A 16360-nucleotide genomic window follows, 5' to 3' on the forward strand; every position below is an offset into this window, starting at 1 on the left:
CGAGCAATCGAGCGTCGACCGGCAGCTCCTACAGAAGACTGTGTTGCGCTCAACTCAGCACACTGCACATCTGCAACGCCGAGCAATCGACGCTGAACGGGCCGAAGAACGCGGCCCTGGGCTTGGCTGGCGGGTTGCCGGCCAGCAGGCCCTGGGCCTTGGCGGTTTCAATGTTGTGGGCGATGTTGTGATTGCATTCGATGGCCCGGGCCAGCGAGCCCGCTGAGCCCTGCCCGATCCCCAGCAAGGAAGCGCCATTGGTCATGAACGCCAGGACGGCAATGACCCAGAACCTGCGTCCTTTCATAGCAGCGCCACTCCCGCATCAGGGACCTGTTCGGCGGCTTGCGCGCGGTGTTCGAACTGGATGGCCGGGTAAGCGACCTGGATCGGCGGTTGCACCGTCGACGGGGTCTGGGCCGAGAGGCTGACCAGGAGGACCATGGCCAGGTACAGGCCAATGGCGACATAGGCGCCGCGCTTGGCAGAGGTGAGGATCGAGTGGGCCATGGTGGTCTCCGTGGGCATGTTTCAGTGCCCACAGAATCCGTTAAAAACGCCCGCCGCAGAAACAACCTCGGTGCATAGTCACCATCAGTTGGATTGATCGTTGGTCCGCGGCCAATCAACCCTCAAGCAGGGTCAGCATTCGCTCGCGGGAGGTTTCCGGCTCGCCTTCGACAGGCTGGGCAGCCGAGAGAATCGGGGTGGAATAGAGGAACAGAAGAACCACTGCCAGACGCATCGCCATGCTGTCGATCCTTGGAAAGAAGGAGTCAATTAATTAGCGTCAAATTTAAACATATGGCGATGTGACATTACCAAGCTAATTTGCCTGGCATGGGGGAAAACGTCGCATACAGGTGATGCAGGAGCGACATCACTGCTGTCCGCTGGATGAACGAGTCCATTCAGGGAAGCCAGTGACTTCGCTCCTGCATACCTGGGCGGTACGGGGAATTTCAGTGTTGGATCTTGTGATCCAGCGCGGCGTAGAAGTTGGCGCTCTGTTGCAGGTATTTCTGGGTGTAGGTGTTGGTCGCGGATTTTTTCTCGCTGATTTCCACGTTGGCGCTGGCTGGCAGGGCCACGGTAGCGGAGATGGCGGAAGCGGCGATCACGGAGAAGAGATTGAAGTTCATTGGGTAACCCTCGTATGCAGTCGGCTTGTTTGCCCGGAAGCCTTGATGCGCCGGGCCGTGAAGCAAAACTACGCCCGAGGGTTGGCGGGTTGAAATTTTTTCCAGCAGTAGCAGATATCAGCGTCATTAATAGAAAGGCGCAGGCCCCGTCAACCGGGGCCTGCGGCCTATTGACGCACCAGGAATTTGATATCGCTGGGTGAATCGAACGGCAGTTTCTGCACGGTCTTGCCGAGGAAACCGGTCTTGGCGTCGCGCTCGATCACCACGATTTCGTTGCTCTTCTGGTTGCCGATCAGCACGTACTTGTTGCTCGGATCGAGGCTGAACTCACGCGGGTGATCGCCCTCCACCGAACGCCGCTGGATCTCCTTGAGCTGGCCGGTGGCTTCGTCGATGGCGAACACCAGCAACTGATTGGCCGTGCCGCGGTTGCTCACGTACAGGTACTTGCCGTCCTTGGAGGCATGCAGCGCACCCGCCGCCTTCTTGTCCTTGCCGCCGCTGGTCAAGTCGAGGATCTGCTTCTGGGTCAGCTTGCCGTCCTGGTAGTCGAACACCGCCACCTGGGCGCTCATTTCCAGGGTCAGGTAGGCGTGCTTGCCATCGGCGCTGAACAGCAGGTGGCGCGGGCCGCTGCCCGGCGGCAGCTCGACGAACGCCGGCTCGGCCGCGGTCAGTGGGCGTTCGGCGTTGGCCTTGGGGTCGTAGCGGTAGACGAAGACCTTGTCCGCGCCCAGGTCGCTGGCGAACACGAACTGGCCGTCCGGCGACGACACCACCGAATGCACGTGGGCCGCCACCTGGCGCTCGGGGTTGACCCGGCTGCCTGGGTGGCTGCTGAGCTGGACCACCGGCGACAGCTTGCCATCGGTACCGACCGGCAACACCGCGAGGCTGCCGCCCGGATCCGCGACCACCGAGTAGTTGCTGACGAACAGGTAGCGGCCATCGCCGCTCAGGCTCGAGTGCGTCGGCTCGTTGCCCAGGCTCTGCACCTGGTTGATCGGGTTCAGCTTGCGGCTCTTGGCTTCGATGCTGAAGCTGCTGACCCGGCCGATCGGGTCGGCTTGCCCAGGCCCGTTCTCATTGACCACGAACAGCTGCTTCTGGTCCTTGGACAGGGTCAGCCAGGACGGGTTGGCGCTCTTGACCACCTGCAGCGGCTTGGCCTCGATCTTGCCGGTGCGACCGTCGAACTTGAGGCGGTAGATGCCTTCGCTCTGGCCCTGGGTGTAGGAACCGACCAGCAGTTCCTGGGTCTCGACCGGCGCGGCCTGCACGGCCATGGCGCCGATACTGCCAGCCATCAGCAGTGGCCAGAAGTTACGCATCCTCATGTTCATCCTCCTCATCGTTACGGGCACTGAAAGCACTCATGCACACCAGGCGGTGCTCACCGGAGTCGCCGACGATGGTCCAGCTTTGCAGGGTGTCGTCGAAGGTCGCGGCGTTGACCTGGGCCAGGCTGAAACTCCAGCGCTTGGCCGCACGGCCGTCCATGCATTCGATCAGCAGCTGTTGGTCGTCAAGGGTGAAGTCGAAGGCATGCAGCCCGTCGATTTCCAGCATGTCGCAGGCTTGGAGGGCAGTCAGCAAAGTGTCTGTAGCGGCAGTCATGGTCGTCAGTCAGCAATGGAAAGCGGCCATGATAGCGGGTCCGGCGCGGCGCGGCTGTAGTGGCATTGCAAAGTTCGCACGAACCATTGCTACAAATTCTGTAGCCGCTGGCGAAGCCTGCGCCAGGGCCGAAGGCCCTCCTGCACCAGGAACACCGCTGCGACCGTGCCGGTCGATCGCAGCCTCGCGGGCTCGGCAGCGGCTACAGGGGCCGGTGGTGTCTGGCCGGGCAATAAAAAACCGCGACCTGGGTCGCGGTTTTGCTTGGCGCTTCGAAGCTTAGTGGGCGAACAGCGAGTGGCCCTTCTGCCCCGCCAGTTTCTCCGGCTTGATCAGGAATCGCGCCAGCGCCGGCAGCAGCCACAGCGCGCCGAACATGTTCCACAGGAGCATGAAGGTCAGCATCAGGCCCATGTCAGCCTGGAACTTGATGGCCGAGAAGATCCAGGTGGCGACGCCGATGGCCAGGCACAGGCCAGTGAACAGCACCGCCTTGCCGGTGGATTTCAGGGTCTGGTAGTAGGCCTCCTGCAGCGGCAGACCGGCACGCAGGAAACTTTCCAGGCGGCTGTAGATGTAGATCCCGTAGTCCACGCCGATCCCCACCCCGAGCGCCACCACCGGCAAGGTCGCGACCTTGACGCCGATGCCCATGAACGCCATCAGCGCGTTGCCCAGCACCGAGGTCAGCACCAGCGGCAACACGATGCACAGGGTCGCCGCCCAGGAGCGGAAGGTGATCATGCACATCACCGCCACGCAGATGTACACCAGCACCAGGATGGTCAGTTCCGAGCGCTTGATCACTTCGTTGGTGGCCGCCTCGATCCCGGCGTTACCCGCCGCCAGCAGGAACTCCAAGCCGTCCTTGTTGTGTTCCTTGGCGAACTCCTGCACCGCATGCACCGCGCGGTCGAGGGTCTCGGCCTTGTGGTCGTTGAGGAAGATCAGCACCGGCGCCAGCGAGCAATTGTTGTTGTACAGGCCGTCGGCGCGGGCGATGGAGTTGTTCAGCACATCCGGGTTGCGCGACAGGGTTTCCCATTTCAGGTTGCCCTCGTTCATGCCCTTGATCATCTGCTTGGACACGGTCACCAGGGAAATCGCCGATTGCACGCCCTCGGTGTTCTGCATCTTCCACATCAGCTCATCGATCGGCGCCATGGCTTCGTAGCGCGAGCAGCCTTCGGAGGCGGTCTTGACCATCACCACCAGCACGTCGGAACTGGTGGAATAGTTGTTGATGATGAAGTTGTTGTCCTTGTTGTAGCGCGAGTCCGGACGCAGCTCCGGTGCGCCCTGGTCGAGGTCGCCGATCTTCAGGTTCTGGCTGTACCAGAGGCCGCCACCGAAGGCCAGCAGGGCCAGGAAGATCGACACCGGGGCGACTTTCGGGCTGGCGAAGTTCGACAGCAGGCGCCAGAACGGATGCTCGCGGGTAGCGTCCCTCTTGCTGCGCTCGATTGCGCGCTTGCTGATGCCGACATAGGAAATCGCCACCGGCAGCAGGATCAGGTTGGTGAACACGATCACCGCCACGCCGATGGACGCGCCGATGGCCAGCTCGCGAATCACCCCGATGTCGATGATCAGCAGGGTGATGAAGCCCACGGCGTCGGCGAGGATCGCGATCATCCCCGGCAGGAACAGCTGGCGGAAGGTACGCCGGGCCGCGGTCAGGGCGTTGTCGGCACCGCTGGATTGCAGGGCGATACCGTTGATTTTCTGCACCCCGTGGGAAATGCCGATGGCGAAGATCAGGAACGGCACCAGCATCGAATAGGGGTCGAGGCCGAAGCCCACGGCGTGCATCAGGCCCAGCTGCCAGACCACCGCCACCAGGGTGGTGATGAGCACGGCGATGGTGCTGCGGATGCACCAGGTGAACCAGTACAGCAGCACCAGGGTGATCAGGAAGGCGACGCCGAAGAACATCACCACCATGATCAGGCCGTCGATCAGGTCGCCGACCTTCTTGGCGAAACCGACGATGTGGATCTTCACATTGGGGTTCTGCGCCTCGAACTTGTCGCGGATCTTTTCTTCCAGCTCATGGGAGAACTTCTGGTAGTCCAGGGCCAGCAGCTTGCCCTGGTCCTGCGGGTCCGGGTAGGACTCCAGCAGCGGAATGTCGACGATGCTCGACTTGAAGTCGTTGGCCACCAGGCGCCCGACCTGGCCCGACTTGAGCACGTTGTTGCGCAGCAGGTCGAGGCTGTCGGCCGAGCCGTTGTAGCTCTGCGGGATCACTTCGCCGCCGGCGAAGCCTTCCTCCGTCACCTCGGTCCAGCGCACGCTGGGGCTCCACAGCGACTTGAGGCCCGAGCGGTCGACGCCGGAGATGTAGAACACCTCGTCGTGGATCTGCCGCAGCGTCTCCATGTAGTCCTTGGTGAAGATGTCACCGTCCTTGGCTTCCACCGAGATGCGCACGGTGTTGCCCAGGTTCGCCAGGTCGTTGCGATGCTCCATCATCTTCTCGATGAAGGGATGCTCGAGCGGGATCATTTTTTCGAAGCTGGTGGACGGTTTGATCAGCGTGGCCTGCCAGAACAGGAAAACGCTGACCAGCAGGCAGATGACGATCACTGCCGGGCGGTTGTTGAAAATCAGACGCTCGAGAAACGTCGCCTTGTCGGTTTGATGACTGCTCATGGAAGTGTTCCCGCCTTCTTATTATTGGCCCGGCTTGCTTGCCCTGATTATTTTCCGAGATCGGCGCCATTCGACGAGGTCGAGCGCACACCGCCCTGCCCCGCCAGAATCAGGTTGCCATTGCCGGCTGCCGTCACCGCTGCCAGGGAGATCCGGTCCGGACGGTTGTAGACGCTGAAGGTCACGCCGTTGTCGGTGCTGCGCACCACGCTGCCGCCGTTGCCGACGATCACCAGCGAACCGTCGTCCAGCAGCGTGGCGCCGGACAGGCCGAACTCCAGGCTGCCGCGGGCGGCCTTGAGCTCGACCTGCTCCCAAGTGCTGCCGAAGTCGGTGGAGCGATAGAGGTTGCCGCGCAGGCCGTAGGCCAGCAGCGTGGCGGGCTGGGCGGTGCCGATCACGCCGAAGAACGAACCTTCATAAGGGCCTTCGAGGCGTTCCCAGGTTTGTCCCCAGTCGGCGGAGCGGAACATGCTGCCCTGCTCGCCGACGATGAACAGGCCGGAATCCTTCACCGCAGCGATGGCGTTGAGGTGGTACTGGTCTTCGTTGTCCAGGCGGTCGCTGGCGTCTTCCCAGGTTTTACCGCCGTCGGTGGTGGCCAGCAGCGCGCCGTAGGCGCCCACGGCAAAACCGTTGCTGATGTCCTGGAACCACACGTCCAGCAGCGGCGCTTCGCGCTTGAGGTCTTCGAATTGCTTGGTCCAGGTCAGGCCACCGTCTTCGCTGGCGAGCACCTGGGCATCGTGGCCGACGGCCCAACCGTGCTTGGCATCGACGAAATACACCGCGGTCAGCAGCTGCCGGGTCGGCACCTTGGCCTGGGTCCAGGTCTGGCCCTGGTCGTCGGAATAAAGAATGTGCCCACGATCGCCGACGGCGACCAGGCGCGGACCGGCATGCACGACATCGAGCATCAGGCCCTTGCTGGCCTTGGCCGATTCGGTGGAATAGACAGTGTCCGCCGCGGACGCGGCGGCCTGGACCGGGGCCGACAACAGGGCGACCCCCAACAGCGAGAGCGCTGTAGCCAGCAACGCAAATCTGCGCAAGGCCGGCGGGCGGCAGGAACTCACACCCATGACAGGCTCACTCATAGACCTCTCCCCCATTTATTATTGTTAGGTCGTTCAACCTTTACAGGGCGCCGTTCGGGGCGGTTAGGACAATGTCCTGAAACCTGCAATCTAGAGCCCCTTCGGAAGCTGACCTATCCTATCGGGCTTTCGAAACGTCTGACAATCGACACCACGTTATCTTTTGTTAACCATCGCCCCAGCCTGGAACCTGACTGCTCAGTCGATACTGGGGGTGGTGTACGAAGCGTAGCTGAGGCAAGAACACCAACGCCGCGGACTGCACTCCTCGATCCCAGTGGCTGCAGCCGATAGTCGCGCAAAGACTGACTCAGGCCATGGGCCGCGCCTCCTGGCTTTGGCTATGATGAGCAGCGTGATCTGCGAGTCGGATGTCGGGAGTGAGCCATGATTGCCATACGCGAGGCGTGGAAAGCCGGATTGCTGGGACGCGCGCACTGGGCCCGCAACCTGGTGTCCGGGGTGATTGTCGGCGTGGTGGCGCTGCCCCTGGCCATGGCCTTCGCCATCGCCTCCGGGGTCAAGCCCGAACAGGGGATCTACACCGCCATCGTCGGCGGCCTGCTGGTGTCGCTGTTCGGCGGCAGCCGCTTGCAGATCGCCGGTCCCACCGGGGCCTTTATCGTGATTCTGGCCGGGGTCACCGCCAAGTACGGGGTCGACGGCCTGCAACTGGCGACCATGATGGCCGGGATCATCCTGTTCCTGCTGGGCATCAGTCGCCTCGGGGCGCTGATCAAATTCATCCCGGACCCGGTGATACTCGGCTTTACCGCCGGGATCGGGGTGATCATCTGGGTCAGCCAGTGGAAGGACTTCTTCGGCCTGCCCGCCGTCGGCGGCGAGTACTTCCACCAGAAACTCTGGCACCTGCTGCAGGCCCTGCCCGACCTGCACCTGGCCACCACCCTGCTAGCCCTGCTCAGCCTGGCGCTGTTGTGGGGCGTGCCGAGGATCGCGCAGCTCAAACGCCTGCCGGCGCCGCTGGTCGCCATGACCCTGGCCACGGCCCTGCAGTCCCTGTTCCAGTTCGACGGCGTGGCCACCATCGGCAGCGCCTTCGGCGGTATTCCCCAGGGGTTGCCGGCGTTGCAGCTGCCTGAAATCAGCCTGCCGCGAGTGCTGGACCTGATCGGTCCGGCCTTCGCCATCGCCATGCTCGGCGCCATCGAGTCGCTGTTGTCGGCGGTGGTGGCCGACGGCATGGCCGGCACCCGCCACGACTCCAACCAGGAACTGATCGGCCAGGGCATCGCCAACCTGGCCACCCCGCTGTTCGGCGGATTCGCCGCCACCGGCGCGATTGCCCGCACCGCAACCAATATCCGCAACGGCGGCAGCAGCCCGCTGGCGGGCATCATCCACGCGCTGGTCCTGGTGCTGATCATCCTGTTTCTCGCGCCACTGGCGGCCAATATCCCGCTGTGCGCCCTGGCGGCGATCCTGTTCGTGGTGGCCTACAACATGAGCGAACTGCACCACTTCAAGCGCATGGTGCAACGGGCGCCCCGGGCGGACGTGGCGATTCTGCTGGCCACCTTTGTCCTCACGGTGTTCAGCGATCTGGTGATCGCGGTGAATATCGGGGTGATCCTGGCGATGCTGCACTTCCTGCGGCGCATGGCCTCCTCGGTGGAGGTGCAACAGGTGGTGGAGCAGGACCTGCAACACGAGCTGCACGGCAACGGCCAGTTGCATCTGCCACCGGGCGTGCTGATCTACACCATCGAGGGGCCGCTGTTCTTTGGTGCCGCGGAGACTTTCGAGCGCGCGCTGGCGCAGACCCACAGCGACCCGCAGGTGCTGATCATTCGCCTGAGACACGTGCCCTTCATGGACATCACGGGCTTGCAGATGCTGGAGGAAGTGATAGGCCAGCTGCACAAGCGCGGGATTGTGGTGAAGCTGTGCGAAGCCAACCTCAAGGTCCACACCAAGCTTGAACGGGTCGGCATCCTGCACGCCATCGGCGCGCAGAACTATCACCGGGATCTGCCTGACGCCTTGCAGAGCGAGCCGGACAGCTCCACTCCCCTGTAGGAGCGGCCGGTCGACGCTCGATTGCTCGCGATAAGACCTGAACGACAACGCGCGGCATCTGGGGCCGCGCGTTGGCTTGAGTTTTTTCGCGAGCAATCGAGCGTCGACCGGCCGCTCCTACAAGGGTCAGGCCAGGCTTTTGCTGACCACTTCGAACACATCGCTGGACAGCTCACCGGAGGCGCGGATGCGTTCCAGCTCGCCTTTCATCAGCGCCTGGCGGGCGCTGTCGTATTTGCGCCAGCGGGTCAGCGGCGCCAGTTGCCGCGAGGCGATCTGCGGGTTGAAGCCGTTGAGCTGGATCACCAGGTCGGCCAGGAAACGGTAGCCGGAGCCGTCCGCGGCGTGGAAGTTGATCAGGTTCTGGCCGGCGAAGGCGCCGATCAGGGCGCGCACCTTGTTCGGGTTCTTGATGTTGAACGCCGGGTGCTGCATCAGCGCCTTGACCCGCTCCAGCCCGCCCGGCAGCGTGCTGCCGGCCTGGACGCTGAACCACTGGTCCATGACCAGGGCATTGTCCTTGAAGTGCTCGGCGAACACCGCCAGGGCCTTGGCCTTCTCGGCCTCGAACGGCGAGTTGACCAGCACCGCCAGCGCTGTCAGGCGCTCGGTCATGTTGTCGGCGGCGTCGAACTGCTCGATGGCCGCCGCCAGCACTTGCGGCTTCTCGGTGAGCATCAGGTACGACAGCGCGATGTTTTGCAGGGCGCGACGGGCGAAGTGCGCGGACTCGGCGACATAGTCGGTGCTCCGAGAGACCTCGCGATTGGCCTGGTAACGCTTCCACAGCGCGTTGAACAGGCTATCGGCCAATTGCTGGCGAGCGAACTCGCGCGCCGCATGAATGGCCTCGACATCCGCCACTTCGCTGATCTCGGTCAGGTAGGCCTCGCCCGGCAGCGAGAGCATTTCCGCGACCATGGCCTGGTCCAGGCTGTCGTCGGCCAGCAGCGTCGCCAGCGCGGTGACCAGACGCTGGTCCAGCACCAGTGCCTGGCCCTGCTGGTGCTGGGCAATCAGGTCTTGCAGCACCTGCACCGCCAGTTGCTGGCCGGCGTCCCAACGGTTGAAGCCGTCGCTGTCGTGCTGCATGAGGAACATCAGCTGGTCGCGGTTATACGGGAAGCTCAGCTTCACCGGCGCCGAGAAGCCGCGCAGCAAGGACGGCAGCGGTTGTTCGGCGATGTCGACGAAGGTGAAGGTCTGCTCGGCCTCGGTCACCGAGATCACCCGCGAAGTGCCTTGCGCGGCGGATTCGCCGGCCAGGCGCAGGGCAATGGCCGCGCCCTTGGCGTCCAGCAGGCCCAGCTCGACCGGAATCACGAACGGCAGCTTTTCCACCTTGTCCGGGGTTTGCGGGCAGCTCTGGCGGAAGGTCAGGCTGTAGGTCTTCGCCGCCGCGTCATAGGCCTCGCTGACCGCCAGGCGCGGGGTACCGGCCTGGCTGTACCAGCGCTTGAACTGGGCGAGGTCGATGCCGTTGGCGTCTTCCATGGCCTTGACGAAATCGTCGCAGGTCACGGCCTGGCCGTCGTGGCGCTCGAAGTACAGGTCGCTGCCCTTGCGGAAGCCTTCGGCGCCCACCAGGGTGCGGATCATGCCGACCACTTCCGAGCCCTTCTCGTACACGGTCAGGGTGTAGAAGTTGGAGATCTCGATAAAACTTTCCGGGCGCACGGCGTGAGCCATGGGGCCGGCGTCTTCGGCGAACTGGTGGGTGCGCAGGTAGGCCACGTCCTGGATGCGCTTGACCGTGCGCGAGTTCATGTCCGAGGAGAAGCCGGCATCGCGGAATACCGTGAAGCCTTCCTTGAGCGACAGCTGGAACCAGTCGCGGCAGGTCACGCGGTTGCCCGACCAGTTGTGGAAGTATTCGTGGGCGACGATCGCCTCGACCCGCTGGTGCGCGGCGTCGGTGGCGGTTTCGGCGCGGGCCAGCACGGCGCTGGAGTTGAAGATGTTGAGGCCCTTGTTCTCCATAGCGCCCATGTTGAAGTCGTTGACCGCGACGATCATGAAGATGTCCAGGTCGTACTCACGGCCGTAGGTCTGTTCATCCCAGCGCATGGACTTCTTCAAGCTGGTCATGGCGTGCTGGCACTTGTCGATGTTTTCCGGCTCGACGTAGATGCGCAGCGCGACCTCGCGCTGGTTCATGGTGGTGAAGCTGTCCTCGACACACCACAGATCGCCCGCCACCAGGGCGAACAGGTAGGCCGGCTTCATGAACGGGTCTTCCCAGGTCGCCCAGTGCCGGCCGTCTTCGCCCGGCCCGCTGGCGATCGGGTTGCCGTTGGACAGCAGCACCGGATAGCTGTGCTGCTCGGCGACCACTGTGGTGGTGAACTTGCTCATCACGTCCGGGCGGTCGAGGTAGTACGTGATCTTGCGAAAGCCCTCGGCCTCGCACTGGGTGCAGAACATGCCGCTGGACTTGTACAGGCCTTCCAGGGCGGTGTTGCTTTCCGGGTGGATCTTGACGCTGGTGTCGACAGTGAAGGATTCGCTGGTCGGCTGCAGGGTCAGGTGGTTGGCGCTCAGCTGGTAATCCGCGGCCGTCAGCTCGCGGTCGCCCAGGGACACCGACAGCAGTTCCAGCTGCTGGCCGTCGAGCACCAGCGGCGGCAGGCCACCGCCATGCACTGGGTTGCGGCGCATCACCAGTTGCGCATGGACCAGGCTGTGGTCCTCGAACAACTCGAAGGTCAGGTGTGTTTCGTCGATCAGGTACTCGGGCGCCTGATAGTCCTTCAGGTAAATCATCTTCGGTTGTTCGGTGCGCATGCGTCGAATCCTTCTACTGATGCACGGCGAGCTGGTAGGCCGTGTATTTACGAATATTGATCACGCCGGTATCGAAGATCAGGTATTGGCCCTTGATCCCCAGCAGCGTGCCTTCGGCAATCGGGTTCTTGTCCAGGTTGAAGCTGACGATCTTGGCCGGGTACTGCTCGACCGGGTAGCGGATCTCGATCGGCTCGACATCGCTGACCGGTTGGATCGCCTGCAGGCCGAAGCGTTCCTGCAAGGCGCGCAGGCCCTCGGCGCAGGAGGCGAACAGCTGGTCGCGCACCTGCGCCAGGTCCACCGCCTCGGCGTCGCCCTTGAGCAAGGCGCGCCAGTTGGTCTTGTCGGCCACCTGGGTGCGGAACAGGTCCTCGACGAAACCGGACTGCTGGCGGGTCGCCACGCGCATGATCGGCAACGCCTGGCTGGCGCCCTGGTCGAGCCAGCGGGTCGGTAGCTGGGTGGCGCGGGTAATGCCGACCTTGATCCCCGACGAGTTGGCCAGGTACACCACGTGGTCGGTCATGCAGAACTGCTCGCCCCAGGACGGCTCGCGGCAAGTGCCGGCGTCGTAGTGGCAGCGTTCCGGGCTCATGATGCAGACATCGCACTGGGCCAGCTTGGTCATGCACGGGTAGCAGTAACCCTGGCTGAAGCTGGTCTTGGTCTTGCGCCCGCAATGGGTGCAGTGGATCGCCCCCAGGTATTCCAGGCGCACGGTGCTGCCGATCAATGGATTGACCGGCACCTCGGTGTCGCCAAGACGAAAGGCGTACTGGACATCCGCCCCGTCCAGGCGCGCCGACATTTTACTGATGGAGCCACGGCCAATTTCGATCAATGGATGGCATCCGACTTGAACAGGATGTTCGGCACTTCGATCGACTTCGAGGCACACTCCTGCGGGCCCATGTAGCCGGTGCGCTGCTCTTCGGGCAGGTTCTGCATTTCCCAGGCGATCATCGCCTGCAGGGACAACTCGCGCTGCTCGGCGGTGAGCTTGCGGCCATCGGACCATTTGCCGATCTCTACCGCCAGTTTCAGGCTCTGGTAGATGTCCGGGGTGATGTTTTCAATCATTTCAACAAACGACGACATAAGCGGTCTCCAGCATTAGAGGGCCAGTTTACGGCGACTGTACAAGCCGCCCAACAAACCTGTGAGGCATCCGACGAGCAACCCGCCGACGTGGGCGGCGTTGGCGATTTCACCGAAGCCGATCACCGAGATCAGCCCCGACATACAGATCAGCAACCACACCAGCATCATCGCCAGGACTCCGCGAGGCAGGCGATAGGCCGGGTTGGGCGACAGCAACTGATAGATCCAGCAATGCCCGAGCAGGCCGTAGAGCACGCCGGACAGGCCGCCGAACAGGCTCGGCCCGCTGAACAGGTATTGCGCGTAGTTCGACACCAGGCTGAACAGCAACGTCAGGCCCAGCAGGTTGATGCTGCCCTGGCGCTGTTCGATGCGCCGCCCCAGCTCCCAGTACCACATGCCGTTCATGGCGATGTGCAGGAAGCCGAAGTGAATCAGCATCGGCGTGACCAGGCGCCACCACTGCCCCGCCGCCAGGCTGTCGGCCAGGGGCGTGAACTGGATGTAGTCGCCGACCACGCGGAACTCGAGGAAAGTCAGCCAGCGCAGGGTGCCAAGGTTTTCACCGAGCAAAGTCAAGGCGGCAACAATCAGGCTCAGCAGCAGGATCAGCGCGGTGGCCGGGCTACGCCGCAGTTGCTCGACGAACCCCGGACGACGCAGGGCGGCGCCGGCCTCGGGGATGTCCAGTTGCTGCTCGGGATCGCCCGCCGGAAAACGCTCGTACAACGAACGCACGTCCTCGCTGATGGCATCCGGCACCCAGAGCACCTGCTCCCCCGCTTCCTCGCTGACCCGGTGCGGCACCTGCATGCGCTGCAACAGTTTGACGAAGCCACTCAGGTCCACATTCAACGGCAGACGCAATACCGCAACCGCACTCATTGCTGCTCCTCCGGTCGCTCGACATAGACCCAGACGAATTTGTCCGGGTCCAGGCGGGTTTCCTGGTCCAGGCGATAAGCCACCAGCTTGCCGTAGAGCACCGCGCTGTAATCCAGGCAGGCCAGGTTCGAGCGAATCGGCGCCGGTTTGCCGCTGCGCCAGTAATGGCCGACGAACAGCAACGGCTCATCGACGCCGTAGCGCAGCAGGTTGTTTTTCTCCGCCGAGGACAGCGGCGTGCGAGCTACCGGCTCGGGCAGCGCATCGGGCTGGAACACGATGTCGCCGTAGGTCTGCGGGTCGTCTTCCCAGAACTTGGTGCGGAAGAACGAACGGGTCAGGCCATCGCCGCTGGTCATGGTCAGGCCATGGGGCAGGCGCATGTCGGTGCCGCGCAGCAGGCGGTCGAACACGTTATTGGCGAAGCTGCCGGGTACCGCCGAGGCCTGGAGGAAGTGCTCGTCGATGCAGCCGTCGGGGTATTGCGCCCGCAGCGGTTCGATCAGGCCGGCGTCCCAGCAGGCATGCACCACGCGAAAACGCCCGGCGTCGATGAACAGCGGCATCTGGTAGAACCAGTCGAGGAAATCGTGCCAGTCCTTGGGGTACTGCTCGAATTGCGCCAGGGTCTCATTGATCAGCCGGGCATGGCGCGGCGTGTGTTCGCGCACGAAATGCCTGCCGCCGCCGGGCGCTGCCGGGGTGACCCAGCCCAGGGCGTTGAACTCATGGTTACCCATGACGCACAGCGCCTGGCCGGCCTCGACCATGTCGTGGACGATGTGCAAGGCTTCGCGGATCCGTGGGCCGCGGTCGATGATGTCGCCGAGGAACACCGCCATGCGCGACGGATGCCGCCAGACGCCGCCCTGCTTGCGATAACCGAGCTTGTCCAGCAGGTGTTCGAGGGTCAGGGCGCAACCGTGCACATCACCGATCAGGTCATAACTTCGCGCGGGATCGAGCATCAGTCGCCTCCACCACCCAGTCGGCTGCCCCAGCCGAGCTTGGTCCGGCAGACCTCGTAATAGTTGTGGTCCAGCGGATGGATCAGGCGCAGTTTCTGCGCCTTCTTGCTGACAGTGATGGTGTCACCGGGGGCACAGGTGAAATGGTTCTGCCCGTCGCAGGAAACCTGCGGGTAGATCTGCATATCCTTGGACACGACGATTTTCAGCTCGCTGTTGCCATCGACCACGATCGGCCTTCCCGACAAGGTATGGGGGTACATCGGCACAATCACAATGGCGTCGAGCTTGGGATGCATGATCGGCCCGCCGGCGGACAAGGCGTAGGCGGTGGAGCCGGTCGGCGTGGCGACGATCAGGCCGTCGGCCTTCTGGCTGCAGACGAACTGGCCGTCGATGTAGATCTCGAACTCGATCATCCGCGTCGACTTGCCCGGGTGCAGCACCACATCGTTCAGTGCATCGCCCTGGCCGATGGCTTCGGCGTGGCGCCGCACTTCGGCCTGCAGCAGGAAACGGTTTTCCACCAGGTAATGGCCGTCGAGGACTTCGGCGACCTTGACTTCCAGCTCGTCCGGACGAATGTCGGTGAGGAAGCCCAGGCTGCCGCGGTTGATCCCCAGCACCGGAATGTTGTGGCGCGCCAGGGCACGGGCCGCGCCCAGCAGGCTGCCGTCGCCGCCGACCACGATCACCATGTCGCAGACTTCGCCGAGCAGCTTGCGCGAGGAGGTCTGCAGGCCGTGGCCGGGCAGCACTTCGGCGATGGTGTCTTCGAGGATCACATGCAGGTGGCGGGCGAGCAGAAACTTTTTCAGTCGGCGAACTGTGTCCAGCACCTGCGAACTGCCCAGGCGACCGATAATGCCGATATTGCGAAATTGCTCCATGGGGCTCCTGCAGGGGTTCTGGGACGGGCAAAGCAGAGATTATGGGCGAAAGCCGGCCATAGACAAAATCCTTTCAGCCTCGACGTTAGGCGCTATGCTCGCAGAATGATCCTGTTTCCCGGCTTGCTCGACCTCCCCCGCCAGTTGCGCCACCCTGAAGTGCGCGACCTGGCCTGGGTCATCCTCGCGCCGCCGATGCTCGACCAGACGCCCTGGCCGCAGCGCCATCCACTGGCCGGCAGCGACTGGGTGCAGGCGCCGCAGTTGCTGGCGCACTGGTTGCGCCAGCTGGACCAGGACGGCCGCGCCCTGCGCCGCTGGCTGGCCCTCGGGCCGACCAAACGCCTGGGGCTGTACTACGAACGCCTGTGGCAATTTGCCGTACAGCACGCGCCCGGCGTCGAGCTGCTGGCGGCCAACCTGCCGATCCGTCGCGCCGGCCACACCCTGGGTGAACTGGACATGCTGCTGCGCGATCGCGACGGCATTCACCATCTGGAACTGGCGATCAAGCTCTACCTCGGCCCGCAACATGGCAACGGCACGAACACCGCGTTGTGGCTGGGCCCCGGCTGCCACGATCGCCTGGACCGCAAGCTGGCGCACCTGAACGAACACCAGTTGCCGATCTCCGCCCGCGCCGACAGCCTGGAAGTGCTGGCGGCCATGGATATCCAGGACTTCAGCGCCCACCTGTGGCTCGGCGGCTACCTGCTCTACCCCTGGCCCGGCACCACGCAACCGCCCCGCGGCGCCCACCCGCAGCACCTGCGCGGGCGTTGGCTGCACCAGCGCGACTGGCCAGCCTTTATCGCGCAAAGCCCGCCCGGGCGCTGGCAACCCTTGCCACGCCAGGCCTGGCTGGCGCCCGCGTCCTACCCGGCGGAACAAACCTGGAGCGCCCCACAGCTGCAAGCCTGGCTGGAGGAACTCGACCCGCACGCCCCGGCGCAACTGCTGGTGCGCCTCACGGAAAACCGCGCCGGCGACTGGGAGGAAGCCGAACGCCTGTTCCTGGTGGCGGACCTCTGGCCGAATGTGCCGGGGGCGAGTTGAGCTTCTATAACTCCTTCAACTGCGCCAAACACCGAACCTGTAGGAGCGAGCTTGCTCGCGATAGGGGCAACGCGGGGTGCCAGATACGACACTTCGCGAGCAAGCTCGCTCCTACAGGT

16 protein-coding genes are annotated in these 16360 nt (G+C 63.7%); 2 read left to right on the plus strand and 14 right to left on the minus strand.

Annotated elements, in window-relative coordinates:
- Window positions 1–49 precede the first annotated feature (49 nt).
- The 8 genes from NRG23_RS05330 to NRG23_RS05365 all read right to left on the minus strand — a co-directional run bounded on the left by NRG23_RS05330 (window position 50) and on the right by NRG23_RS05365 (window position 6514).
- On the minus strand, window positions 50–307 hold the full coding sequence (locus NRG23_RS05330; protein WP_038632071.1) for a hypothetical protein: 258 nt from the start codon (window positions 305–307) through the stop codon (window positions 50–52).
- Window positions 304–510, minus strand: a complete 207-nt coding sequence (locus NRG23_RS05335) for a hypothetical protein (protein WP_009048729.1) — start codon at window positions 508–510, stop codon at window positions 304–306. Before NRG23_RS05335 ends, NRG23_RS05330 begins: the two co-directional genes overlap by 4 nt.
- 115 nt (window positions 511–625) lie before the next feature.
- On the minus strand, window positions 626–751 hold the full coding sequence (locus NRG23_RS05340; RefSeq protein ID WP_009048728.1) for a hypothetical protein: 126 nt from the start codon (window positions 749–751) through the stop codon (window positions 626–628).
- Window positions 752–962: 211 nt separating this feature from the next.
- A complete protein-coding gene (locus NRG23_RS05345; protein ID WP_007923220.1) occupies window positions 963–1142 on the minus strand; it encodes a hypothetical protein in 180 nt (59 codons plus the stop codon).
- 167 nt (window positions 1143–1309) lie between these two features.
- The gene (locus NRG23_RS05350) at window positions 1310–2482 is read right to left on the minus strand and encodes a lactonase family protein (RefSeq protein ID WP_009048726.1); all 1173 of its coding nucleotides are present in this window, start codon (window positions 2480–2482) and stop codon (window positions 1310–1312) included.
- Complete coding sequence (locus NRG23_RS05355) at window positions 2469–2762, minus strand: DUF5629 family protein (RefSeq protein WP_016704661.1); 294 nt, start codon at window positions 2760–2762, stop codon at window positions 2469–2471. The genes NRG23_RS05350 and NRG23_RS05355 overlap by 14 nt, the downstream gene beginning before the upstream one ends.
- 279 nt (window positions 2763–3041) lie before the next feature.
- Window positions 3042–5417 (minus strand): RND family transporter, encoded by a 2376-nt coding sequence (locus NRG23_RS05360; RefSeq protein WP_028682268.1) that lies wholly within the window; start codon window positions 5415–5417, stop codon window positions 3042–3044.
- A gap of 47 nt (window positions 5418–5464) precedes the next feature.
- Window positions 5465–6514, minus strand: a complete 1050-nt coding sequence (locus NRG23_RS05365) for a YCF48-related protein (protein WP_016704660.1) — start codon at window positions 6512–6514, stop codon at window positions 5465–5467.
- Between the two features lie 387 nt (window positions 6515–6901).
- On the opposite strand from NRG23_RS05365, the gene NRG23_RS05370 reads away from it, so the two are divergent.
- Window positions 6902–8554, plus strand: a complete 1653-nt coding sequence (locus NRG23_RS05370) for a SulP family inorganic anion transporter (protein WP_038632067.1) — start codon at window positions 6902–6904, stop codon at window positions 8552–8554.
- A gap of 126 nt (window positions 8555–8680) precedes the next feature.
- Here the strand turns inward: NRG23_RS05370 and pepN are convergent, their stop codons facing one another.
- The 6 genes from pepN to NRG23_RS05400 are packed head-to-tail and all read right to left on the minus strand — an operon-like array spanning window position 8681 to window position 15185.
- Entirely contained in the window at window positions 8681–11338 is a 2658-nt protein-coding gene (gene pepN / locus NRG23_RS05375) for an aminopeptidase N (RefSeq protein WP_257373906.1), read from the minus strand.
- 13 nt (window positions 11339–11351) lie between these two features.
- Window positions 11352–12182 carry a DUF2797 domain-containing protein gene (locus NRG23_RS05380; protein ID WP_009048721.1) on the minus strand — a complete coding sequence of 277 codons (831 nt, stop codon included), beginning with the start codon at window positions 12180–12182 and terminating at the stop codon, window positions 11352–11354.
- Window positions 12179–12439, minus strand: coding sequence for a YeaC family protein (locus NRG23_RS05385; protein WP_007920905.1), 261 nt, complete (start codon window positions 12437–12439; stop codon window positions 12179–12181). Before NRG23_RS05385 ends, NRG23_RS05380 begins: the two co-directional genes overlap by 4 nt.
- 15 nt (window positions 12440–12454) lie before the next feature.
- Window positions 12455–13327 carry a rhomboid family intramembrane serine protease gene (locus tag NRG23_RS05390; protein ID WP_038579484.1) on the minus strand — a complete coding sequence of 291 codons (873 nt, stop codon included), beginning with the start codon at window positions 13325–13327 and terminating at the stop codon, window positions 12455–12457.
- A complete protein-coding gene (locus tag NRG23_RS05395) occupies window positions 13324–14298 on the minus strand; it encodes a metallophosphoesterase (RefSeq protein ID WP_371920928.1) in 975 nt (324 codons plus the stop codon). Before NRG23_RS05395 ends, NRG23_RS05390 begins: the two co-directional genes overlap by 4 nt.
- Window positions 14295–15185 carry an NAD(+) kinase gene (locus NRG23_RS05400; protein WP_007920913.1) on the minus strand — a complete coding sequence of 297 codons (891 nt, stop codon included), beginning with the start codon at window positions 15183–15185 and terminating at the stop codon, window positions 14295–14297. The genes NRG23_RS05395 and NRG23_RS05400 overlap by 4 nt, the downstream gene beginning before the upstream one ends.
- Window positions 15186–15290: 105 nt before the next feature.
- Between NRG23_RS05400 and NRG23_RS05405 the strand changes: the two genes are divergently transcribed.
- On the plus strand, window positions 15291–16241 hold the full coding sequence (locus tag NRG23_RS05405; protein ID WP_038632062.1) for a DUF1853 family protein: 951 nt from the start codon (window positions 15291–15293) through the stop codon (window positions 16239–16241).
- Window positions 16242–16360 lie beyond the last annotated feature (119 nt).

It is taken from the genome of Pseudomonas sp. T8, assembly GCF_024610635.1.
In the GTDB taxonomy this organism is placed as follows: Bacteria; Pseudomonadota; Gammaproteobacteria; order Pseudomonadales; family Pseudomonadaceae; genus Aquipseudomonas; species Aquipseudomonas chlororaphis_I.